This window comes from Belliella pelovolcani, assembly GCF_900156785.1.
GTDB classification, from domain to species: domain Bacteria; phylum Bacteroidota; class Bacteroidia; order Cytophagales; family Cyclobacteriaceae; genus Belliella; species Belliella pelovolcani.
The window spans coordinates 1-21861 of the sequence record NZ_FTOP01000022.1 but is presented as its reverse complement, the minus strand read 5'-3'; the positions used below and the strand labels follow the sequence as shown (position 1 = coordinate 21861).

Annotated in this window: 21 protein-coding genes and 2 tRNA genes; 4 read left to right on the top strand and 19 right to left on the bottom strand. The window is 36.6% G+C overall.

The features are described 5' to 3' along the window. Nucleotides 1–99: 99 nt before the first annotated feature. The 4 genes from BW935_RS16830 to BW935_RS16815 form a co-directional block, all read right to left on the bottom strand. Nucleotides 100–390, bottom strand: a complete 291-nt coding sequence (locus BW935_RS16830; RefSeq protein ID WP_076502955.1) for a GIY-YIG nuclease family protein — start codon at nucleotides 388–390, stop codon at nucleotides 100–102. A 51-nt stretch (nucleotides 391–441) separates the two neighbouring features. Beyond that, nucleotides 442–514: transfer RNA gene (locus BW935_RS16825), tRNA-Thr, on the bottom strand. Between the two features lie 126 nt (nucleotides 515–640). Further along, a complete protein-coding gene (locus BW935_RS16820) occupies nucleotides 641–2491 on the bottom strand; it encodes a DUF349 domain-containing protein (protein WP_076502954.1) in 1851 nt (616 codons plus the stop codon). A gap of 50 nt (nucleotides 2492–2541) precedes the next feature. Further along, nucleotides 2542–3111 carry a YqgE/AlgH family protein gene (locus tag BW935_RS16815; RefSeq protein ID WP_076502977.1) on the bottom strand — a complete coding sequence of 190 codons (570 nt, stop codon included), beginning with the start codon at nucleotides 3109–3111 and terminating at the stop codon, nucleotides 2542–2544. A 138-nt stretch (nucleotides 3112–3249) separates the two neighbouring features. On the opposite strand from BW935_RS16815, the gene pdxH reads away from it, so the two are divergent. After that, nucleotides 3250–3885, top strand: a complete 636-nt coding sequence (gene pdxH / locus BW935_RS16810) for a pyridoxamine 5'-phosphate oxidase (protein WP_076502953.1) — start codon at nucleotides 3250–3252, stop codon at nucleotides 3883–3885. 23 nt (nucleotides 3886–3908) lie between these two features. Here pdxH and bshB1 read toward each other — a convergent pair whose 3' ends face one another. From bshB1 to BW935_RS16770, 8 genes are all read right to left on the bottom strand, one after another. Further along, the gene (gene bshB1 / locus BW935_RS16805; protein WP_076502952.1) at nucleotides 3909–4625 is read right to left on the bottom strand and encodes a bacillithiol biosynthesis deacetylase BshB1; all 717 of its coding nucleotides are present in this window, start codon (nucleotides 4623–4625) and stop codon (nucleotides 3909–3911) included. A 55-nt stretch (nucleotides 4626–4680) separates the two neighbouring features. Continuing rightward, on the bottom strand, nucleotides 4681–5673 hold the full coding sequence (locus BW935_RS16800; protein ID WP_394333615.1) for a peptidoglycan DD-metalloendopeptidase family protein: 993 nt from the start codon (nucleotides 5671–5673) through the stop codon (nucleotides 4681–4683). A gap of 57 nt (nucleotides 5674–5730) precedes the next feature. Beyond that, nucleotides 5731–6669 carry a thioredoxin-disulfide reductase gene (gene trxB / locus BW935_RS16795; RefSeq protein ID WP_076502950.1) on the bottom strand — a complete coding sequence of 313 codons (939 nt, stop codon included), beginning with the start codon at nucleotides 6667–6669 and terminating at the stop codon, nucleotides 5731–5733. A 205-nt stretch (nucleotides 6670–6874) separates the two neighbouring features. Next, nucleotides 6875–7738 (bottom strand): sigma-70 family RNA polymerase sigma factor, encoded by an 864-nt coding sequence (locus tag BW935_RS16790; RefSeq protein ID WP_076502949.1) that lies wholly within the window; start codon nucleotides 7736–7738, stop codon nucleotides 6875–6877. A 98-nt stretch (nucleotides 7739–7836) separates the two neighbouring features. Next, nucleotides 7837–9972 (bottom strand): polyribonucleotide nucleotidyltransferase, encoded by a 2136-nt coding sequence (gene pnp / locus BW935_RS16785; RefSeq protein ID WP_076502948.1) that lies wholly within the window; start codon nucleotides 9970–9972, stop codon nucleotides 7837–7839. Nucleotides 9973–10076: 104 nt separating this feature from the next. Next, nucleotides 10077–10352, bottom strand: a complete 276-nt coding sequence (gene rpsO / locus BW935_RS16780) for a 30S ribosomal protein S15 (protein WP_076502947.1) — start codon at nucleotides 10350–10352, stop codon at nucleotides 10077–10079. A 46-nt stretch (nucleotides 10353–10398) separates the two neighbouring features. Further along, nucleotides 10399–12264 carry an LptF/LptG family permease gene (locus BW935_RS16775; RefSeq protein ID WP_076502946.1) on the bottom strand — a complete coding sequence of 622 codons (1866 nt, stop codon included), beginning with the start codon at nucleotides 12262–12264 and terminating at the stop codon, nucleotides 10399–10401. A gap of 81 nt (nucleotides 12265–12345) precedes the next feature. Further along, nucleotides 12346–12741: an START-like domain-containing protein gene (locus tag BW935_RS16770; protein WP_076502945.1), complete on the bottom strand. Its 396-nt coding sequence runs from the start codon at nucleotides 12739–12741 to the stop codon at nucleotides 12346–12348. A gap of 322 nt (nucleotides 12742–13063) precedes the next feature. Between BW935_RS16770 and BW935_RS16765 the strand changes: the two genes are divergently transcribed. Both BW935_RS16765 and BW935_RS16760 read left to right on the top strand, forming a co-directional pair. Next, nucleotides 13064–13137 (top strand) — tRNA-Met (locus BW935_RS16765). A gap of 47 nt (nucleotides 13138–13184) precedes the next feature. Then, nucleotides 13185–13391: a GIY-YIG nuclease family protein gene (locus BW935_RS16760; RefSeq protein ID WP_076502944.1), complete on the top strand. Its 207-nt coding sequence runs from the start codon at nucleotides 13185–13187 to the stop codon at nucleotides 13389–13391. A gap of 131 nt (nucleotides 13392–13522) precedes the next feature. Here the strand turns inward: BW935_RS16760 and rplT are convergent, their stop codons facing one another. The 6 genes from rplT to BW935_RS16730 form a co-directional block, all read right to left on the bottom strand. Further along, the gene (rplT, locus tag BW935_RS16755; RefSeq protein ID WP_076502943.1) at nucleotides 13523–13867 is read right to left on the bottom strand and encodes a 50S ribosomal protein L20; all 345 of its coding nucleotides are present in this window, start codon (nucleotides 13865–13867) and stop codon (nucleotides 13523–13525) included. 105 nt (nucleotides 13868–13972) lie between these two features. Then, nucleotides 13973–14170 carry a 50S ribosomal protein L35 gene (gene rpmI / locus BW935_RS16750; protein WP_014773228.1) on the bottom strand — a complete coding sequence of 66 codons (198 nt, stop codon included), beginning with the start codon at nucleotides 14168–14170 and terminating at the stop codon, nucleotides 13973–13975. Nucleotides 14171–14192: 22 nt separating this feature from the next. Then, nucleotides 14193–14744: a translation initiation factor IF-3 gene (gene infC / locus BW935_RS16745; protein ID WP_076502942.1), complete on the bottom strand. Its 552-nt coding sequence runs from the start codon at nucleotides 14742–14744 to the stop codon at nucleotides 14193–14195. Nucleotides 14745–14836: 92 nt separating this feature from the next. Further along, a complete protein-coding gene (gene thrS, locus BW935_RS16740) occupies nucleotides 14837–16783 on the bottom strand; it encodes a threonine--tRNA ligase (protein WP_076502941.1) in 1947 nt (648 codons plus the stop codon). Nucleotides 16784–16895: 112 nt separating this feature from the next. Further along, nucleotides 16896–18119, bottom strand: a complete 1224-nt coding sequence (locus BW935_RS16735) for a 6-bladed beta-propeller (RefSeq protein ID WP_076502940.1) — start codon at nucleotides 18117–18119, stop codon at nucleotides 16896–16898. Nucleotide 18120: 1 nt separating this feature from the next. Further along, nucleotides 18121–19314, bottom strand: coding sequence for a 6-bladed beta-propeller (locus BW935_RS16730; RefSeq protein WP_076502939.1), 1194 nt, complete (start codon nucleotides 19312–19314; stop codon nucleotides 18121–18123). 95 nt (nucleotides 19315–19409) lie between these two features. Between BW935_RS16730 and lhgO the strand changes: the two genes are divergently transcribed. After that, a complete protein-coding gene (gene lhgO, locus BW935_RS16725) occupies nucleotides 19410–20609 on the top strand; it encodes an L-2-hydroxyglutarate oxidase (RefSeq protein ID WP_076502938.1) in 1200 nt (399 codons plus the stop codon). Between the two features lie 398 nt (nucleotides 20610–21007). Here lhgO and tnpA read toward each other — a convergent pair whose 3' ends face one another. Continuing rightward, nucleotides 21008–21454 (bottom strand): IS200/IS605 family transposase, encoded by a 447-nt coding sequence (gene tnpA, locus BW935_RS16720; protein ID WP_076502937.1) that lies wholly within the window; start codon nucleotides 21452–21454, stop codon nucleotides 21008–21010. Nucleotides 21455–21861 lie beyond the last annotated feature (407 nt).

Here is a 21861-nt window from a genome sequence, read left to right as displayed (position 1 = left end):
TTGAGCCCCTTGCCGGTCCCGATAGCTATCGGGACAGCGACCTACTGATTACAAGTCAGTTGCTCTACCATCCCGATAGCTATCGGGATAAAGAGGCCTTTATTTGTATTTCTCAAGTAATTTCTCTGAAATCTCAGGGAAAGTTTTGAGGTTTTCTAAATACTTTCTTGACTTATTTTTCTTGATGTGTTTTTCTACAGATAGCGCTTGATTTTCAGAATTACACAAAATCAAATAGAAAACATCCCAGTCTTCTGCCCTATCTGTGAACGAGCCCTTGAAAACATGCTGATTATGCTGATCTACCCTTGAGTCTATATTTTCAGTATAACCAATGTAATATTGGTCAATCGATCTAGAATAAAGTATGTAAACATAAAACTGCTTCATCCCTGAAAAAATTGGTGAAAATAAAAAAGGGTAGCTTTTGCTACCCTTTTGAGCCCCTTGCCGGGATCGAACCAGCGACCTACTGATTACAAGTCAGTTGCTCTACCAGCTGAGCTAAAGAGGCTTTTTTTATCTGTCTGGGAGCTTGTCTCCCTTAAGACTCTGCAAATATAGAAGCTTAGATTTTACCTCCAAAATGTATTTTGAAAAAAAATAGGGAGATAAAACTATCTCCCTATTTATGAGTACATTAAAATTCTCTGATTATCGAAAGTTTTTTCTTCAGTTTACCTATTTCTGCTTCTGCCTTCCTGATCTTGTCATCAAACTGATCTTTTAACTTATCAGCTGTTCTAGAGGAAGCAAAAAACTCAAGATTATTTTTCCATAGTGTGATATTATTTTCTAAATCAGCAATCTGTTTTCTGATTCCGTGTTCCTTTTTGTTGAGAGCTCGATTGGCATTTGGATCTGATTGAAGTTTGTTCAAGTTTAACCTGAACAAGAATTCATCTTTATTTCCTCCCTCTATACCCAGTTGCTGCACGTAGTAGTCTACAGCTTCATTGAACTTGGCTAACACTTCTTTCATGTTTTTCCTCGGGACAAATCCAATGGCATTAAATTCATGAATCTTGGCTTCTAGAGCGTCTTCAGATCTCGAATCAGAATCTGCTTCAGCCTTTATTGCATCACATAAGGCATTTTTAGCCTCTAGATTGTCTTCAAATTCCTTATTTACAGCCTTGTTGGCGGCTCTCCTATTATCAAAGAAACTATCACAAGCTTTTTTAAACCTAGTATATAGTTCATCCCTAAATTTCTCTGGAGTTGGACCCAACTTTCTCCATTCCTGCTGCAATGAAATCAGCTTATTGGCAGTATCTTGCCAGTCGGTACTATCCACGAGTGCTTCCGCCTGCTCGATCAAAGCCTCCGCTTTTTCTTTATTGCCTGCTCTTATTTCATCTAGCTCCTTGAAGAATAGATTTTTGTTATGGAAAAACTGTTTGAACGAACTCCAAAATACCTTATTGATATCCTTTCCGAGCTCTCTAGGTACAGGACCAATTGCCTCCCACTCTTTCTGAATAGCCAAAACTTCTTTAGTTTTGGCATTCCATTCCTTGATCTTCGTAGCTGAAAAATCTGTGTATGCTTCTAATTTGGTGATTAGCTCTTTTTTGAGTTCATAATTCTTGTTATAAACTTCTTTTTGACTCTCAAAGAACTCTTTTCTTCTGTCATAAACAGCATCAGATGCAGTTTTAAATCGAGTCCAAAGAGCTTCTTGTTCCTCTCTAGGTACAGGTCCAATATGCTTAAATTCTTCGTGGAGATCATTCAAAGATTTAATGGCTTCTCCTAAGTCTTCATGCTTTACAAGTGCCTCTGCCTTTTCACAAATCTCTAATTTATGCTCAAGATTTTTCTTTCTATCGAGTTCTTTCAATTCAAAATAAATACTTCTATTGTCATAGAACCTATCCATTAGGGCATTGTAAGATGCCCAAAGACTCTTATTTTGAGATGCAGGTACTTGACCTATTTTTTTCCATTCTTCTTGAATAGCCTTGATTGCATTGATACTTAAAGTAGTCTCTTCACCATCTACCAATTCTCTTAATCTATCTAGAATAGCATTCTTTGCATTCAGGTTAGTTTCCTTTTGTTTTTCTTGGTTCTTAAAAAATTCAGATCTTTTGACTTTAAAATCATGAGCCAATGCGTAGAATTCATTATCTGAATCGGATCTTCTGTATTCAAAATCATCTTCTATACCACCAGAAGCGAGAAATTCTTTTAAAGCTTCTTCTTTTTCCTTATTAAAAAATTCGTCGAAATGTGCTTTCAGATCATTTACTTTAGCATCTGCTTTTATAAAATTACCTGTTGCAACTACAGATTTCAATTCATCAAGTAATTGTTTTTTAGAAAAACCAGAATAATCTACCTCCTCATCCAAATCATGATCCTCGTGATTTGATTCCTCTTCTTTATCAGGTTCTACTTCGGAATTTTCAACATTACCCTGCACTTCTTGAATATCAGTTGCTTGGGTCACCTTGTCCTCTTCGGACATTTCTTTGTCTGTGCTCATAATTAATCAATACTTATCAAAAACAATTAAAACAAAAGTAAGAATTTTGTTCAATTTAATCTTGGGTCGATGGGATAATTTGCCATAAACTGATACTCTCCCCCCATATTTTTCAATATTATTTTCCATAATTCATCTGGCGAGGCAAAGAGTAAACTTTCTGAATCTTCATATGCACTCACAATCCAGGTATTTTCATCAATTTCACCTTCTAACTGACCTTCAGACCAACCCGAATAACCAATAAAAAACCTGATTTTGGCTAAATCTACTTCCTGATTGATTAATTTGGTTTCAAGCTGTTTGAAATCACCACCCCACCAAAGGTTATTACCGAGACTAATACTTCCCTCAAGCATTTGTTCACCATAATATATATAATGTAACGTATTTTGCTCAACAGGACCACCTACATACACATCACAGTCCATAAAGCTCAACCCCTCTATCAATTCACCAAGCTTGAGAATAGAAAGCTTATTTAAAACCAATCCGAAGGCTCCATTAGAATTATTTTCACATAATAAGACTACGGATCTCACAAAATTTTCATCCTGCAAAAAAGGTTCAGATATCAATAGATCTCCTGATTTCGCATATATTTTAGAATTTTCTTTCATAAAAATTGATTTCATTTGATGAATTTGAATATATATCTAAATTTTTTAAATGCAATAAGAATTGTAATTTTAAAAGAAGAAATTTATCAATATTAACATTAAGGTAAAACAATATTTCAACACTAGAAATACTGAAAAATGAAAATATCTGACATTAGAATTGATTATGCTTTAAAATCACTCGATACCAAGGATGTAGAAAAAGATCCTTTGATTCAGTTTCAAAATTGGTTTGAAGAAGCAGTAAAAGCAAAGGTATTGGAAGTTAATGCAATGAACTTAGCGACTATACAGAAAAATGGTAGTCCAAATTCCCGAATTGTTTTACTTAAAGGAATTGAGGATGGACTCGTTTTTTACACCAATTATAACAGCACCAAGGGTGAAGAGCTCGAAAACAATCCAAATGTAGCTGTAACATTTTTTTGGGCTGAATTAGAACGGCAAGTAAGGTTTTTAGGTAAAGTTGAAAAGGTCAGTGAAGAAGAATCTGACGCATACTTCTTTTCAAGACCCTTTTCATCCCAGATTGGTGCGTGGGTTTCCCCTCAGAGTAAGGTTATTTCTGATAGAGAAGTCTTAACTGATAAAGAAAATGCCCTACAGAACCAATTCACGCCCGAAACAATCACTCGACCTAGTCACTGGGGAGGTTATAGAATAATAATCCATGAAGCTGAATTTTGGCAAGGAAGACCAAGTAGACTACATGATCGGATTTTATATCAATTAGACAAAAATGGAAACTGGTCAATTAGCAGAAAAGCACCATAAAAAAAGCCCTTGATGGGCTTTTTTTATTTCAAATCATATAAGTCTTGAACACCTAGCATTCTTTCCTTAGTAAAACCTTCTCCATATTTCACATTGATGCTATGTCCGAATTCTCTAGCTCTTGCTTCTATGAAATCTAGAAAATTTTCTGAAGAAATAAAACTTTGGGGTTCTTTGCTATTTGGGTCAAAAAACTGAGACTTAAAAGCCTTAATGCTGGCCAATTTTATGTTCCAAAAAGAAGAGATATCCACAACAAAATCTGGTTGGATATAATTATTTTGGATATAATGGTACACATATTTTGGTCTCCATGGCTCTTGTAGATTCCCATCTAATTCAGTCATGATTTTTCTAAGCCCGCTCATAAAACATGCTTTGGATGTAACTTCACCTCCTTTACCATGATCTGGATGTCTATCAGCTATTGCATTAGCTAATACGATTTCTGGCTGATATTTTCTGATCATTTTTACGATTTCAACCTGATGGGCAAAATCGTCCAAAAACAAAATATCCTCAAAGCCAAGATTCTCTCTAGCTGAAAGCTGTAGTATTTGAGCAGCCTCAGCAGCCTCTTGCAATCGAAGCTCAGGAGTCCCTCTTGTACCCATCTCCCCTTTTGTGAAATCTACAATGCCAACCTTTTTACCTTGAGCGATGGATGCTGCAATTGTACCTGAACAAGCCAACTCAGCATCATCTGGATGTGCTGCAAAAACAAGTATATCTAATTTCATATGAAACTTCGGAATGATTTTATCCAATGATAACAACTCAAACCCCAATAAAGGTTTATCTTATTCTAAGATTTTGTCCCACCCTGAGAACACTTCGAGTCGTCATATTATTCAGCCTTGTCAATTGAGCGACTGAAACTCCATACCTCCTTGCTATTACACTCAAATTCTCTCCACTCCTAACCCTATGATATACAGATTTCTGTGCTTCAATCACATGATCAAAGCTAGAAGCTGTAATCATATATATATCTGACCTGAGCCTGCCCAAATTAAAATCAAAAAGTTGCGTTGGATTGATAGAAAGACCTTGATAACGTACTTCATAATGCAAATGAGGTCCTGTACTCCTACCAGTACTCCCTCCTAACCCCAAAATATCACCAGCTTTTACTTCTTGACCTACTTCTACCAGAATCTTGGACATGTGACCATAAAGTGTTTCCAATCCATTTTTATGCCTAACCACTACATAATAGCCATAGCCATTTCTATCATATGACCTAATTCTAACAATTCCATCAAAAGTACTGAAAATTGGATCTCCGGTTCTCAATTTCAAATCTGTACCATGATGCCACCTATACCTCCTAAAACCAAACTCAGAAGTAATTCTTGTCTCTTCTAAGGGCATAGCCCAATTGGTTCCGAAAAATTGATCATAAAGTTTTACATAAACAGTGTCTTTAAAATCCTTAGGATTAAAATCGTAAATGTTGATTTTCTGACTATCCCAAGAAGAAAAGTACTCGTAAGCCGTCACCCAAATACTATCAATTTGAATTTGCTCTGAAACTCTAACAAGTTGATTTGTAGGTGCCCAAATCAAGGACAATGTGTCCTCAGAAACAATACTCAATCGTTTTTTAATATTCACATAATCTCTAAAAAACAAAGAATCAGTTTCTCTTGTCAAACCTTGGAGAAACCTTTGAGAATCAAAAAGTCTTATATCCTTCAAAAGAGGGTTAGATGTAACTTTCTCCGGTTCGGTTGGCTTTTTAATTATTTTTGGAAAAATCTGAGCATGGGTTTTATTGAAACCCATGCTCATAAATAAAATAAATACTAATAATCCTCTATAAATCATTCTAACCTATTCAGACTATTCCTTCGATGCTAAATATCTTTCAGCATCTAATGCTGCCATGCAACCTGTTCCAGCAGCAGTTACTGCTTGTCTGTAAATATGATCTTGTGCATCTCCACAAGCAAAAACGCCCTCTATGTTAGTTTTTGTACTTCCTGGAATAGTTTTAATGTAGCCTGAATCATCCATATTGATGAAATCCTTGAAGATTCCTGTATTAGGTTCATGGCCAATTGCCACAAAGAAACCAGAAACAGCAAGCTCCTTAACCTCTTTAGTAACATTATTTACAACTCTTGCACCTATCACTTCATCATCACCTAAAATCTCTTCTGTTTCTGTATTCCAGAGTATTTCGATTTTTGGATTATTCATGACCCTTTTTTGCATGATCTGAGAAGCTCTCATTTCATCCCGTCTTACGATCATGTAAACTTTATTACAAATATTGGCTAAGTAAGATGCTTCTTCACAAGCAGTATCACCAGCTCCTACAATAGCTACATCTTGGCCTTTGAAGAAAAAACCATCACAAACAGCACAAGCTGAAACGCCTTTGCCATTCAATCGCTCTTCACTTTCCAATCCAAGCCACTTGGCTGAAGCTCCTGTAGATATGATAACTGTATCCGCATGAATTTCTACCTGATCATCCACTATCACTTGGTGAGGCTGTACATTGAAGTTAACTTTGGTTACAAGACCGTACCTTACTTTGGTTCCAAATCTTTCTGCTTGCTTTCTGAAATCCTCCATCATCTCGGGACCCATGATTCCATCTGGATAACCAGGATAGTTTTCAACATCAGTTGTAATTGTCAATTGTCCGCCTGGTTGTCCTCCTGTATACAAAACAGGGTTCATTCCAGCTCTGGCAGCATAAATTGCAGCAGTATATCCTGCGGGACCAGAACCAATAATTAATACTTTTACTTTTTCTATTTCTGGAGCCATTTAATTTGATTTTAGGGTTGGCAAATTTTGTTAAATTAAAATATACAACAAAGTATATTCTTGTTAAAATTCCATAAAAAAACGATTAATGTCAGTGACATTAGTCATGATATTGATTAAGTGGAGATTTCAGCTGGTTAATATGCATTAAAAAAGGGGAATGACTTCCCCTTTTTTATATTAATGTTTCTTAAGAAACAAAATTTTAACCTAGATAAGGTTTTAAAGTTTTACTTCTAGAAGTATGTCTTAACCTCCTGATTGCCTTTTCTTTAATTTGTCTTACTCTTTCTCTTGTCAAATTGAATTTTTCACCGATTTCTTCTAAAGTCATCGCATGCTCTCCATTCAATCCAAAATAAAGCGTAATAACATCGGCTTCTCTTTGAGTAAGCGTAGAAAGTGCTCTTTGAACTTCCTTCCTCAAGGAATCATTCATCAAACCATCATCAGGCTTTTCTTCGCCGTCATTTTCCAAAACATCAAGCAAGCTATTCTCTTCACCTTGTACAAAAGGGGCATCCATAGAAACATGTCTACCAGAAATCTTCATGGTATCCACAACCTCGTTGGCAGTAACTTCCAACACTTCAGCTAATTCTTCAGGAGATGGTTCTCTTTCAAATTTCTGCTCTAACTCAGAAAAGGTTTTGCTGATTTTATTCAATGAACCTACTCTATTGAGAGGTAATCTTACAATTCTTGATTGCTCAGCAAGTGCTTGAAGAATAGATTGTCTGATCCACCATACGGCGTAAGAGATAAATTTAAAACCTCTAGTTTCATCAAACCTTTGCGCAGCTTTGATCAAACCTAAGTTACCTTCATTGATCAAATCTCCCAAGGATAAACCTTGATTTTGATATTGCTTGGCTACAGAAACAACAAATCGAAGGTTGGCTTTGGTTAATTTCTCCAGAGCAAGTTGATCACCCTCACGAATTCTCTTTGCTAAAACTACCTCCTCGTCTGCAGTAAGTAAATCTACTTTACCGATTTCCTGTAGATATTTATCTAAGGACTGACTTTCTCTGTTGGTTATCTGTTTGCTAATTTTTAGCTGCCTCATTCAAGAATAATGTTTTGTTACAATTAGGATTCTGGTATTAACAGATTATTTGGGTATTAAGGTTCAAAATAATCAAAATGATTAAATAAACATCAAACTTAATTATCTGTTTTTTCTGGTTTTGGCAATAATACTTTTCTTGACAACTTAAACTTTCCAGTTTTTTTATCTACATCGATGAGTTTCACTTGAATTTCTTCTCCTGGCTCAAGAACACCCTCCATATTCTCTAATCTCTCCCATTTGATTTCGGAGATATGTAGAAGACCGTCTTTACCAGGCATGAACTCAACAAAAGCACCGAATGGCATGATATTTTTCACTTTACCAGTATAAGTCTCTCCAATTTCAGGTTGAGCGACAATTCCTTTAATTCTAGAAATTGCTGCGTTCATTGAGTCTTGATCATTTGAGAAAATGTTGATTTTACCAGCATTGTCTTTCTCCTCAATCACAATTGTAGCTCCAGTATCTTTCTGAATCTCTTGAATTACTTTTCCACCTGGGCCAATTACTGCACCAATCAATTCCTTAAGAATTGTCATGATAAATGACCTTGGGGTATGTGGCTTCAAGTCAGGCTTAGGAGCAGAAAGCGTTTTTGTAATCTCTCTTAAGATATGTAGTCGACCTTCTTTAGCTTGATATAATGCCTCTTTCAATACATTATAATCTAAGCCTTCTACCTTCAAGTCCATTTGGCAAGCTGTGATCCCTTTTTCAGTACCAGTCACTTTGAAATCCATATCTCCAAGATGATCTTCATCACCTAAAATATCTGAAAGAATGGAGTATTTACCAGTTTTCGCATCTGAAATCATACCCATTGCAATTCCTGTTACAGGAGCTTTGATCTGTATACCAGCATCCATCAATGCAAGCGATCCTGCACATACGGTTGCCATGGAAGACGATCCATTTGATTCTAAAATATCAGAAACAATTCGGATAGTGTATGGATTTTCGTCATCTTTAGGAAGCACTTTTTTCAATGCTCTCATGGCAAGATTACCATGACCAACCTCTCTTCTTCCCGGTCCTCTATTTGGCTTTACCTCTCCTGTCGAGAAACCAGGAAAATTATAATGAAGGAAAAACTTATTATACCCAGAGATCATAGCTCCATCGATCATCTGCTCGTCCATCTTAGTACCTAGTGTACAAGTAGTCACAGATTGTGTTTCTCCCCTTGTAAATACAGCAGAACCATGTGCAGATGGTAGATAATCAACAACCGACCAAATTGGTCTTACTTCGTCTAATTTTCTTCCATCTAACCTTTTCTTCTCATCTAAAGTGAGATTTCTTGCAGCTTCTTTATGGATTTTTGAAAAATAAGGGCCGATCAAGCTTGATTCAAATTCATGCTCTTCGCCTAACGACTCAATAAAACCTTCCTTAATAGCCTTAATTAGGTCAGATCTTTCTGATTTATTTGCGATTTGCTTGCTCACTACATCATAACATTTCTGATATAATTCTGCATGCATTTTTTCATAAAGCGCTGGGTCAGATTTTTCGTGATTGTACTCACGTTTTACTTCTTTGCCAACAGCCTTTGTCAATTCCTTCTGAACCTGACAATGTCTCTTAATTTCTTCATGAGCAAGTTGCATAGCTTCCACCATCTCATCTTCAGAGATTTCGTCAGCTTCGCCTTCCACCATCAAAATATACTCTTCAGAACCAGCTACAATAAACTCCAAAGATGCCTTTTCTAATTGCGTAGGAGTTGGGTTAATTACCAGTTGTCCATCGATTTTCGCAACGCGAACTTCTGAAATTGGACCATTAAATGGTATATCAGATACTGCCAAAGCTGCTGATGCTGCAAGACCTGCCAAACAATCCGGCAATACATCGGCATCCGCCGACATTAAAGTGATCGCTATCTGAGTATCAGCATGATAATCATCTGGAAAAATTGGTCTAATAGCTCTATCTACAATTCTACTGATAAGAATTTCATAATCTGACAACCTTCCTTCTCTTTTCAAAAAGCCGCCTGGAATCTTTCCTGATGCGGCAAATTTCTCTTGATAATCAACTGACATTGGAAGGAAGTCAACGCCTTCTCCAGCTTCTTTTTTAGAAACCACGGTTGCCAAAAGCATCGCCTTGCCCATACGGACAACAACAGCTCCATCAGCCTGCTTAGCCAAGGCACCAGTTTCGATAATGATTTCTCTACCGTCCTCTAGGGTGATAGTTTTAGAAATTACGTTAGGTAACATACAATTTTGTTAAGAATAAATGTGTAATAGTTTTAAAAGTAAGGTTTAATATCTGGGGGAAAGCAAAAAAGTAAGGTTCTCTTTACGAGAACCTTACAGTAATTTTATTTACGTAATCCTAGATCGGCAAGTACAGCTCTATATCTTTCAATATCGTTCTTGTAAAGATAGTTTAACAAACTTCTTCTTTTACCTACTAGTTTCAAAAGACCTAATCTAGAAGAGTGATCTTTTTTGTTTGATTTCAAATGGTCAGTTAAATGCTTGATTCTGTATGTGAACAAAGCAATCTGAGACTCAGGAGAACCTGTATCAGTATCAGACTTTAACCTACCATGATTTTTAAACAACTCTACTTTTTTCTCTGAAGTTAAATACATGATTAGTTAAATTTATTATGTTTAAACAGCCACAAAGATAATTCCTTTATTTGGAATTTAAAAGAGGTGTAGTTTTTTTAGTAAATTTTGTTTGAAGCCAATTTTTGACCTTTTTGAAAGCGTCTACATATATATCTGGTTCAAATAATCTTGCATCCCTCCTAGCCTGTCTTAAAAAGAAAAAGCCTGCTGGCAATAATACCAAAATTGAAAACCAGGTTCCGAAAAGTGGATTTGCCATGCCTTCTTTTCCCCACTTCTCCCCAGTTATGGTAAGCATGTAATAGATGATAAAGAAGATAATAGAAACTAATACTGGCATTCCCAAACCTCCTTTCTTAATAATTGCACCCAGTGGCGCTCCAATCATAAACATCAAAAAACATGCAAAGGCTGTTGTATATTTTTGATACATTGCTATTTGAAACCTTCGATACTCCCTTTCGATATCATTTATTTCAAATACTTTTCTATTAAAAGCATTTTTTAAAGTCCGGGCATTATTTAAAGCTACAGTAGCTGACCTTGAAGTATAATTACCCTTTTCAATAATAGAGTCCATCCTAGCTTTCTGAGCCTCGGTAAATTCCGTTGGCTTGATTATTTTCTTCGCTTGTGAAGCAGTAAATAAAGCACTCTTGTTATTAGCTGTATCAAGTTCTGGAGTAAGCGCGTCTGTTATAGCAAGTTGAAGGTCTTGCTCTTTGGACCAATCTCTGGTTGCTAATTTCTTCTCAGAAACAACTTCTGATGCCTCAACTGCTATCTCCTGCTTTACTTCTGCTACAGTTTCAACCACTTCTGGTAGATCTGTCAATGGAATCAATGACGCACTATCTATCATAATTGAATCAAATTCAAAAGTAGAACCATCAACTATTCCTGATGATACCTCAATATTTGCTCTTTTGATTGAATCTCTCTGTGACAGAAGCTTATTCTTTTCTACTCTTACTGAATCATCATACTTTTTCTTCTTCAGGATTTCATCGGGAATTTCAAACTTCCGATTTCTAGCATAAAAAGGATAAGATGATTCTGTAGATGCAAAATTGGTATAAACCATTCTATTGATTTCACTGGACATAGAGTCTAGCCCAACTTTCAGTTGAGATATGTTTTTAATAGAACGGTTATTTGACCATTGATCTTCAGAAGTTCTATTCATCTGGAAAGACTCCAAATTGAAGATAATCTGGTTTTCGGAAAATTTGGTTCTTGTAAAATCTGTTGGCTTGTTGTAGGATGCTCTTTTATCTCTAGATTCTTTATAGCTAATTCCATTATATAAAGTCATACTCATATAGGAGTCATTGAAAAATTGTTCCATCCTGCCAGAGTCAGCCAAAATCACATTGATATTACCCTGGCCTTCACTATGATCATAAATGATCAAATCTCTCAATCTAATGTCATCTATTTTTTGATTGACCTTGATACTATAATTTGGAATTCCACTATAAAAAACACCTTCTTTGATATCTAAAGCGGGTGATTTCATTCTGATGTCATAGAGCAAACTAAAGGTCTTTAAGTTTACTTTAGGTACTAAATAGTTATTGGATAAAAATGCCAAGATTGAAAGCAAGAGAACAAAAACACCAATGGGCCTTAATGCCCTAAGTAGTGAAATCCCACTACTCTTGATAGCTGTGAGCTCAAAATGCTCTCCTAAATTTCCAAAAGTCATCAACGAAGATAATAGAACCGCTAATGGTAGAGCCATTGGGGAAATACTAATCAAAAAATAACTGATCAACTCCATATACACCATGAAGCTGAGACCTTTACCAAAGATCTCATCAAAATATTTAAGCATATTTACTGTCAAAAGGATGAAATCCACGACAATAAAAGTCAATAAAAAGGGTCCAATAAAAGACCCTAAAATCAATTTATCCAGTTTCTTCATGAAGCGCACAAACCTATTCAATCCATACTATCAACGAATAGCAGTCTTTCAAGATTTCAAAAATAGGAAATCAAATGGATATTAACCCCCTATTATTTCTTTTAGATTAGAAATGAGACTTTCCCAAATCGATTCGAGTTCATCATCATCGTAAGAATCAGAGTAATCTATTACTTTGAGAAATAGTGTTTGAGTTAACTCATTTTCTTCTAGTTTAAACTCTATGTAAGAATGATCTGATTCATCCAAATTATCTGGATCAAAGAAGTCAAACTTAACATGCGTATTAAGTCTTTGGGCTACTAATCTCGCATAATGATCTTCTCCGTCATAATTGAAGACATAAACCTTATCTTCTGTGATCCTTACATCATCGGCAAACCATTCTGACAATCCACTCGCTGAACTCAAATAAGGAAACAAAATTTTCCTAGAAGTATTTATTTGATAGTCAGCAACAAACTTGTTCTTTACCATAATTTTAGCGTTTTAATGAATAAAAAATCACATTTTTTATCTTTTTACATTTGCATTTAACAACCCAACCTAGCATATTTGCATTCCGATTTGACGAGGTAGCTCATCCCGATAGCTATCGGGAGGTTAGATCTCAGGATTAATATCCGCCGCGGCGGACACGAGTTCAACTCTCTAAATATATTGAAATATTAACATTAAATACCTGGCGAGGTAGCTCATCCCGATAGCGATCGGGAGGTTAGAGCGCAGGATTCATATCCGCCGCGGCGGACACGAGTTCAACTCTCTAAATATATTGAAATATTAACATTAAATACCTGGCGAGGTAGCTCAGTTGGTTAGAGCGCAGGATTCATAACCCTGAGGTCACGAGTTCAACTCTCGTCCTCGCTACAAGCCCCTCTTTTGGGGCTTTTTTTATTTTAACTTATTTTTGATCTATGTTTTGTGTTTACGTTTTGTATTCTTTCAAATATCAAAAGTCCTATACTGGAATGACTTCTAATCTAATCACTAGATTTCAATTTCATAATCTCAAATCAACAAAAGGCTTTACCCTAAGATATAGGCCTTGGTATTGTATTCATGTTGAATTTTTTGATAACAAATCTGCTGCTCTTACAAGAGAGAAATTGCTAAGGGTTTGAAATGAAGGTGATTCATCCCCTGTGCTTTTGTAATATACTAAAAATTCGGATTTGGAGTATGTTTCAATTCAAAAATAGATATAAAAAAAGCCCCGAAATTCGAGGCTCAATTTAAATAAGATAGTGCGATCTTACTTTACTTTTTCAACTACAGCTTTGAATGCCTCTGGGTGATTCATAGCTAAATCAGCAAGAACTTTTCTGTTCAATTCGATTTCTGCTTTCTTCAATGCTCCCATTAATTGTGAGTATGACATGCCGTGAATTCTAGCACCGGCGTTGATACGCTGAATCCATAGAGCTCTGAATTCTCTTTTCTTCGCTTTTCTGTCTCTGTAGGCGTATTGTAAACCTTTTTCATACTTGTTTTTAGCAACAGTCCAAACGTTTTTACCTCTTCCGAAGTAACCTTTGGTTGCTTTTAACACTTTTTTTCTTCTTGCTCTTGACGCTACCGCGTTTACTGATCTAGGCATAGTAATAAATTTTTTGACTCTAGGTGGTAATTCTTTCGTCTTACTCTTGCAAACCTAAGCGTCTGGTGAATAATTAACCTTAAATTGATTTTGTTGATCTCAGAATTAACCGATTCTCAACATTGCTTTTACTCTTCCTTCATCTGACTCATGAACCATACCCATTTTAGTCAGATTTCTCTTTCTTTTGGTATCTTTCTTAGTCAAGATGTGGCTTTTGTAAGCGTGCTTTCTTCTGATCTTACCGGTTCCAGAAAGCTTGAACCTCTTTTTTGCACTTGATTTGGTTTTTACTTTTGGCATAACTGTATTTGTTTGTTGAAAATTATTTCTTAGTTGCTTTAGGTGCTAGGAATAAAAACATCCTTTTACCTTCCATTTTAGGCATTTGTTCTACCGCCCCATATTCTTCGAGTGCCTGAGCAAACTTCAATAGCAACATTTCACCCCTTTCTTTGAAAACAATAGTACGTCCTACGAAGTGTACATAAGCTTTTACCTTTGCTCCTTCTTTCAAGAAATTGATCGCATGCTTCAATTTAAAATTGAAATCGTGATCATCCGTATTAGGGCCAAATCTGATTTCCTTTAAAACGGTCTTCGCAGCATTGGCTTTGATTTCTTTCTGCTTCTTTTTCTGCTCGTATTTGAACTTCGCATAATCGATGATCTTACAAACAGGTGGATCAGCAGATGGGGAAATCTCTACAAGATCAAGTTCATTTGCTTGAGCTAGTTTGATGGCTTCTGAAGTTTGCAATACCGCATTGCCCCCTTCCACAAAGTCACCTACAACTCTTACCTCTCGCGCCCTTATTTTTTCATTGACTTTATAAGGTTCTTCTTGTCTTTGTCTAAACGGTGTTCTTCCTCTCAAAATATTTTTCTATGGTTTGTTAATGAAATTGCCTGCAAATATCGGAATAAAATTGGGATTATAAAAAATCCCAATCTTTTTTACCTAAATTATTATGCTAATGATTCTGCTATGATTCCTTTGAAATAAGCAGCAAACTCTTCTGGTGTGAAACTTCCCAAATCACCTTCTCCGTGCCTTCTAACAGAAAGCTTCCCTTCTGCCATTTCTTTTTCACCCACGATCAACATAAATGGGATCTTTTTCACTTCAGCATCACGGATTTTTCTACCGATTTTCTCATCTCTATTGTCAATCGCTCCCATGATATCATGATCTTCGAGCAAGGCTTTTACCTCCTCCGCATACGAGGTGAATTTTTCCGAAATCGGCAAAATTGTCATTTGCTCAGGTGAAAGCCATAATGGGAAGTTACCCGCGCAATGTTCAATCAACACGGCAACGAATCTCTCCAAAGAACCAAATGGTGCTCTATGAATCATTACAGGTCTGTGTTTTTGGTTATCCGAACCAATATACTCTAGCTCGAATCTATCAGGCAATTGATAATCGACCTGAATGGTTCCAAGTTGCCACTTTCTTCCCAAAGCATCCTTTACCATGAAGTCCAGTTTTGGACCATAGAATGCTGCCTCACCCAATTCAGTAACAGTATCTAGCCCTTTCTCAGCAGCAGCTTCAATTATAGCAGCCTCTGCTTTATTCCAAGCTTCATCTGATCCTATATACTTCTCTGCTTTTGCCGGATCACGCAGTGATATCTGAGCTGTATAATCTTCAAAGCCTAATGCCCTGAATACATAAAGTACCAAATCAATTACTTTGATAAACTCCTCTTTGACTTGCTCAGGACGGCAGAAAATATGGGCATCATCCTGAGTAAATCCTCTTACTCTTGTCAAGCCATGAAGCTCTCCACTTTGTTCATATCTATAGACAGTCCCGAATTCCGCATACCTAATCGGAAGGTCTTTGTACGACCTTGGCTTATGCTTGTATATTTCACAGTGGTGAGGACAGTTCATTGGTTTTAGCAAAAACTCCTCCCCTTCATTAGGTGTGGCAATGGGTTGAAATGAATCCTTCCCGTATTTTTCATAATGGCCAGAAGTTTCGTATAGAGCTTTGTGACCAATATGCGGCGTAACTACCTGCTGATAACCTGATTTATCCTGGGCTCGCTTCATGAAATTCACCAAGCGCTCCCTCAATAGTGTACCCTTTGGCAACCATAACGGTAGCCCCATTCCAACTTTCTCTGAAAAAGTAAACAGCTCAAGCTCTCTACCTAATTTCCTGTGATCTCTTCTTTTTGCCTCTTCAAGCATGTGAAGGTATTCAGTCAATTCTTTGGCTTTAGGAAAGGTTACACCATAAATCCTTGTGAGCATCTTATTCTTCTCGTCACCTCTCCAATATGCTCCAGCAATATTGAGTAGCTTAACCGCCTTGATAAAGCCTGTATTCGGAATATGTGGACCACGACAAAGATCTACGAAATTCCCTTGCTCGTAGAAAGTAATGGTACCATCATCAAGACCAGAAAGCAAGTCAAGCTTGTATTCGTCTCCTTTTTCTGTGAAATATGCTACTGCTTCTGCTTTAGAGATGTCTTTTCTGATGTATTCACTTTTTTGTTTGGCTAACTCAGCCATTTTGGATTCGATTTTTTCCAACTCTGCACCATCAAACTCTCTATCGCCAAAATCCACATCGTAGTAGAAACCTGTTTCGATAGAAGGTCCGATTCCTAGCTTCACGCCTGGATAAAGTGCTTCAAGTGCCTCAGCCATCAAGTGTGCAGAAGAATGCCAAAAAGTAGACTTCCCGTCCTTGTCATTCCAAGTCAATAATTGTACAGTAGCATCGGTATGAATCGGTCTGGTCGCATCCCAAACTTCTCCATTTACTTTTGCTGCAAGAACATTCCTAGCTAAACCCTCGCTGATACTAAGTGCAATCTGTAGCCCGGAAACTCCTTTTTCATAAGACCTTACCGATCCATCCGGCAGGGTAATGTTGATTTGTTGATCTGACATTTAGTTTTAAAATCGATTGATGAAACATCGCACCTATACAAACAGATGCTTTATAGCCTGCAAATATGCAAATTCATAAGCGCTTTATAAAGGTTGAGGTCAATTGATTCCTTTATTTTTTTGTTTTGAGAATCATGAGAACATAGTTCTCAGTTTCTTTTCCATAAAAAGCTGCTTCAATAAAATCTTTGCCCTTTCCTGCTTGGTAAGCTTTCCAGTCTTCATCAGACATGGTTTGTTTTTTCTCTACTGCTTTGTTGTATAGTGAAGTACCTCGAAAAGCAATAGCTACTTCAGTACCTTCTAATTGATGAACAGGTGGGTAAAAATCAAACGATCCATCAATGTCATTGATCAAGTTGAAGTTAATCAATTGGTGTGCTTTATTTTTTTTATCAAAAACAGAAGTATACCCTTTTTCTGAATAGCTTAATCTGGTCATTAGATATCTTGAATTTGAGAAACCAAAAGGCGAAAATGAAAGTCCTGAATTAGCTCTGAAATAATCAAAAAACTCTCTTGAGTCCATACTTTTTTCCTTTTCAAGCATTTTTTGATGATCCATTTTCAACTCACCGTAATCAAATATCAATCTTGGTTTAAAGACCCCATTGTCATACTTATACAAAGTGTCCAAATAACTTTTGGTAAAATATAAACCATCATCTTCTTTAAAAAAATTATACTTATCACTCATTATACCATTATAGATATTCTGATTTAGTGGGAAGTGACTGCCAATTATTTTACCATGATGATCAATAGTATTTACTAAGTAATCGGATCTAGTGCCATTGTAAACAAAAAATGTTGATGTCGTGGAGTCATAATGAAAAGTTCTACCAGTAACTTCAATTTTAAATTCAGACAGAAAATTTCCATCCAAATCAAACTTCATGATCTTCTGTGGATATGCTAATAAATATATAGTATCCTGTGCAATATCAATATCTGCCAACTCCAAATACTTTTCGGGGCCTTCACCATAGTTTCTAATTCTACTTAGAAAATTACCTTGTCTATCAAAAATTTGAACACTTTTACCAATCCACCAATCAAAAATAAAAATCATATCATTATATCCAACTAATTTGGCAATTTCGCCAATCTGTGCTTCTGGGTTATCCCCTTCTTGAAGCAATAGATACTCGATCTCAGGTTCAAAAAAATCAGTCAACTTCCCGTCTTTCACTGACTCCAAGTCAACTTTAATTGTTATGACTCCATCTTTTTCATTGACTTCTTCTGACTGATCTTGAGATGTGCACCCCATACATAAAGCCAATGATAAACCAATAATTGCCCGACTGATTCTTTTATAGTAAACATTCATCATATCACTTCCATTTAAAAATTATTAACACTCTATTCTCACTTTCTTTTGCACGGATTGCAGTATTCACCAAATTTGATCCCTCTCCTTTGACGTATTTTTGCCATTCCTCTTTACTCATCGTTCTTTTCAAACTTTCCACATGCTTATAAAGGTCTATTCCCGTTGTCCAAGAATAAACACTTTCTTGATCTAATGGCGAAAGACCATAAATTACTTTCCCTTGATCTAAATCATTGATGACCCCAAAATCAAAGGTGCTACTAACATGATTTTCAAAATCATAAACTCCAATGACTGACTTTTCTTGAAATCTGAAACTTCCAATAAAAAACCGCTCACTTAAAACCGCCCTCCCGTCAAAATATAATGGAGTTTTCTTATTTAAAAATTCAAGTTGCTCCATAACATCCAAATCTTTCAACCTCTCTAAGTCTTTTGATTTGTATCCTTTGTCTTTGAAATCGAATGCAAGGAAGGGTTTTTCTACATATTGATCAATAATATAAAGTGTATCTATATAATCATCAACAAGTACAACTCCCCCACTTAGCTCAACAAAAGGTTTTCTATTGACCACATTCAGACCCAAAAACTCATCTTTATAAGGAAACCCCACAAACTTCAAGTGACCATGCTTGTCAAATACCCTGACCTGATTCTTAGTATTGTTAAGCATGTATGATCTTGAAAAATAATATTCATTACCTTTACTATCTAAGTGGACTTCATTAGCCGGAAGTCGCTGCTCTCCGTCTTCAAGCCAATTACCATCCAAATCATAGGATAAAATCTTCTTTTGAGAAATATCATTCAATAATATCGTATCATTTTGAATCAAAAATACAGATGGAGACATGTATTCCCCAGGACCTTCACCATATCCCTTTATCTTTTTGATAAATTTTCCATCTTCGGAAAAAATGTAAAAACAAATACAGATGTCTTCATCGAAAATATAGAATCTCCCTTTGTGCTTAATCACCCTATGAAAGACCCCAATAGAAGCATCTTCACTAGATTCGTCTTCAAACCAAAGATAGTCTACTGATTCAAAGTAATCGGAAGCTTTACCTTTCCTTACTTGATCTAAATCAATTGATAAAGTTGGAATTTCACTTTTCGTTTCATGCACTGTACACGCATCAAAAAAGAAGACCAAGAATGAAGCAAAACCAAATAATTTTAATTTACCCATAACTACAAAACTAATAAATAAATTTTAAACTCAATACTGCATGATTTAAACAATATCAGATTCAGACTTATATTTGTCCAAAGCTTGAAAAAATTATGCTATACGATATCATCATCATAGGCGGGGGAATAGTAGGACTCGCTACTGGTTTGAAAATAAAAGAACAAAAGCCCGAGCTAAAAATAGCCATCCTAGAAAAGGAAAATGAACTGGCAAAGCACCAAACAGGAAACAACAGTGGCGTAATCCACTCTGGGCTATATTATAAACCAGGCTCTCTCAAAGCCATCAATTGCATCAATGGCTATCACCAATTGATCAAATTCTGTGAAGAGGAAAACATACCCTTCGAAATCACTGGAAAAGTGGTCGTAGCTACCAAGCAGGAGCAAGTGCCTATTCTGAATGGCATATATGATCGAGGGCTACAAAATGGGCTCAAGGGAACAAGGCATATCACACTTGATGAACTCAAAGAATACGAGCCCTATTGTGCTGGTGTAGCTGCTATTCATGTTCCCCAGACAGGAATCGTAGACTACAAGCAAGTGGCATTGGCTTATGGTGAAAAATTCAAAAAACTCGGTGGTGAGATATTTTTGGAACATGAAGTCAAGAGATCCAACTCCCTGAAAGGCTACACCGTAGTGCAAACCAATAAGCAGCACTTTGATGCAAAATTGATCATCAATTGTGGTGGACTCTATTCTGATAAGGTAGCACAGATGAACCAAGATGCAGAGCTAGATGTAAAAATCATTCCTTTTAGAGGAGAATATTATAAACTCAAAAAAGAACGGGAATATCTTGTCAAAAACCTGATTTACCCTGTTCCAGATCCGAATTTCCCATTTTTGGGAGTTCATTTTACCCGCATGATGAAGGGCGGAGTCGAAGCTGGCCCCAATGCTGTCTTGGCATTCAAAAGAGAAGGATACAAACGCTCAGATGTCAATTTGAAGGAGTTATCAGAAACACTCTCTTGGCCAGGTTTCCAAAAGGTAGCCTCTAAATACTGGAAAACAGGTTTCGGAGAATTGTACCGTTCATTTTCCAAAGCTGCATTTACCAAGGCTTTACAAGAATTGATCCCAGATATTCAAGAATCTGATTTGGTCGACGGTGGCGCGGGCGTCCGTGCACAAGCCTGCGACAGAACAGGTGGCCTTTTGGATGATTTCAGCATCAAAGAAAATCAATATGCCATCAACGTCCTCAATGCCCCCTCTCCTGCTGCTACAAGTTCTTTGTCTATCGGAGATACTGTGAGTGAATTGGCTTTGAAGAGGTTTTAGAATTATGATCCTTTAAGATTTGGTCAAGAGAGAGAATGTTCGACCCTTACAGGGTCGTTGGTAAATGGGATTTGGGCCATCTTTTTCCACGGGTTTCACCCGCGGTTCCGCCACGGCGGACAAGATATTGAGAAGTTTGACCACTTCGTGGTCGGGAGGGTGATGGTTTTGTTTTGTTATCCAAGGGCTGCACCCTATGCTACGACGCACAAGTACAAATAGGGTTGAGCCCGATATGATTCATTTGACAGTCAAATTATGGAAAGAGTATCTCATGTATATACGATCCTGAAAGGATCAAACCTTTCAATAGCCCTAGGTGAAACCTAGGAAAATGATGAATAATTATGGGATTTGACAACCCTGAAAGGGTTGAACTTTTCAACACAATTAAATTTCTAAAGCAAAAACTTCGGATCAAATTTAATTTCGTATTCCTCGAGTAAGCTTTTATATTCCTCCAAAAATGCAACTTTTTTATGATGGCTCTCCAGATTTCTGATGTATTTGATTAGCCTCTCCTTAGCCTTAATAGATTCGGTAAAAGCACCATAACCATCCTGCCAACCATTAAAGTCAGGAAAGATTCCCTCTCTTAAAATAAAATCACTTGAAGCAAGCTTAATATCTTTGATCAAATTGGAAACCGCTATTGTTGGATGAACATGTGTCAAAATATGAAGATGATCCTCTACCCCATTGATCCTGTATAGATGACAGTTCTTCTTTGTCAACAGATGATGGATGTAGGCAAATAGCCTCCTTTTTTCTTGGTGTAAAAGTGTATGTTCTCTATTTTTTGTTGAAAATACAATATGGTAAATAATCTGTGTGTAAGTACCCATAAAAATGTTATTTAAAAGTGAAGATGAAATTTCGATAAAAATTGGTAAAAAGTCAATAGTTCGACCCTTTCAGGGTCGGCGATGGTTGGGGTTTGGTGCATCTTTTTTCCACGAGTTTCACCCGCGGTTCCGCCACGGCGGACAAGATATTGAGAAGTTTGACCACTTCGTGGTCGGAGGGAAATGATGTTGACTTGTTATCCGCTGGTTTCACCTGCGGATACACCACGGCCAAGTATTGAAAAGTTAGACCACTTCGTAGTCGAGAAATGCCCCTAAGGAATCTACAAAATCCAATATAAAATCCGACGGTTATAACACTCCCCATTTGTTGGACCAAAAGTATCAGTTGCTAAGTTAATTTATTTTTTTGTTAATGCTTCTTTAGTTGTCCTATTTCCCAAGGG

Excerpts from the sequence above, each read along its gene's own strand:
- BW935_RS16830 (WP_076502955.1), bottom strand. The coding sequence starts at position 390 with ATGAAGCAGTTTTATGTTTACATACTTTATTCTAGATCGATTGACCAA.
- BW935_RS16820 (WP_076502954.1), bottom strand. The coding sequence starts at position 2,491 with ATGAGCACAGACAAAGAAATGTCCGAAGAGGACAAGGTGACCCAAGCA.
- BW935_RS16815 (WP_076502977.1), bottom strand. The coding sequence starts at position 3,111 with ATGAAAGAAAATTCTAAAATATATGCGAAATCAGGAGATCTATTGATA.
- pdxH (WP_076502953.1), top strand. The coding sequence starts at position 3,250 with ATGAAAATATCTGACATTAGAATTGATTATGCTTTAAAATCACTCGAT.
- bshB1 (WP_076502952.1), bottom strand. The coding sequence starts at position 4,625 with ATGAAATTAGATATACTTGTTTTTGCAGCACATCCAGATGATGCTGAG.
- BW935_RS16800 (WP_394333615.1), bottom strand. The coding sequence starts at position 5,673 with ATGGGTTTCAATAAAACCCATGCTCAGATTTTTCCAAAAATAATTAAA.
- trxB (WP_076502950.1), bottom strand. The coding sequence starts at position 6,669 with ATGGCTCCAGAAATAGAAAAAGTAAAAGTATTAATTATTGGTTCTGGT.
- BW935_RS16790 (WP_076502949.1), bottom strand. The coding sequence starts at position 7,738 with ATGAGGCAGCTAAAAATTAGCAAACAGATAACCAACAGAGAAAGTCAG.
- pnp (WP_076502948.1), bottom strand. The coding sequence starts at position 9,972 with ATGTTACCTAACGTAATTTCTAAAACTATCACCCTAGAGGACGGTAGA.
- rpsO (WP_076502947.1), bottom strand. The coding sequence starts at position 10,352 with ATGTATTTAACTTCAGAGAAAAAAGTAGAGTTGTTTAAAAATCATGGT.
- BW935_RS16775 (WP_076502946.1), bottom strand. The coding sequence starts at position 12,264 with ATGAAGAAACTGGATAAATTGATTTTAGGGTCTTTTATTGGACCCTTT.
- BW935_RS16770 (WP_076502945.1), bottom strand. The coding sequence starts at position 12,741 with ATGGTAAAGAACAAGTTTGTTGCTGACTATCAAATAAATACTTCTAGG.
- BW935_RS16760 (WP_076502944.1), top strand. The coding sequence starts at position 13,185 with ATGTTTTGTGTTTACGTTTTGTATTCTTTCAAATATCAAAAGTCCTAT.
- rplT (WP_076502943.1), bottom strand. The coding sequence starts at position 13,867 with ATGCCTAGATCAGTAAACGCGGTAGCGTCAAGAGCAAGAAGAAAAAAA.
- rpmI (WP_014773228.1), bottom strand. The coding sequence starts at position 14,170 with ATGCCAAAAGTAAAAACCAAATCAAGTGCAAAAAAGAGGTTCAAGCTT.
- thrS (WP_076502941.1), bottom strand. The coding sequence starts at position 16,783 with ATGTCAGATCAACAAATCAACATTACCCTGCCGGATGGATCGGTAAGG.
- BW935_RS16735 (WP_076502940.1), bottom strand. The coding sequence starts at position 18,119 with ATGATGAATGTTTACTATAAAAGAATCAGTCGGGCAATTATTGGTTTA.
- BW935_RS16730 (WP_076502939.1), bottom strand. The coding sequence starts at position 19,314 with ATGGGTAAATTAAAATTATTTGGTTTTGCTTCATTCTTGGTCTTCTTT.
- lhgO (WP_076502938.1), top strand. The coding sequence starts at position 19,410 with ATGCTATACGATATCATCATCATAGGCGGGGGAATAGTAGGACTCGCT.
- tnpA (WP_076502937.1), bottom strand. The coding sequence starts at position 21,454 with ATGGGTACTTACACACAGATTATTTACCATATTGTATTTTCAACAAAA.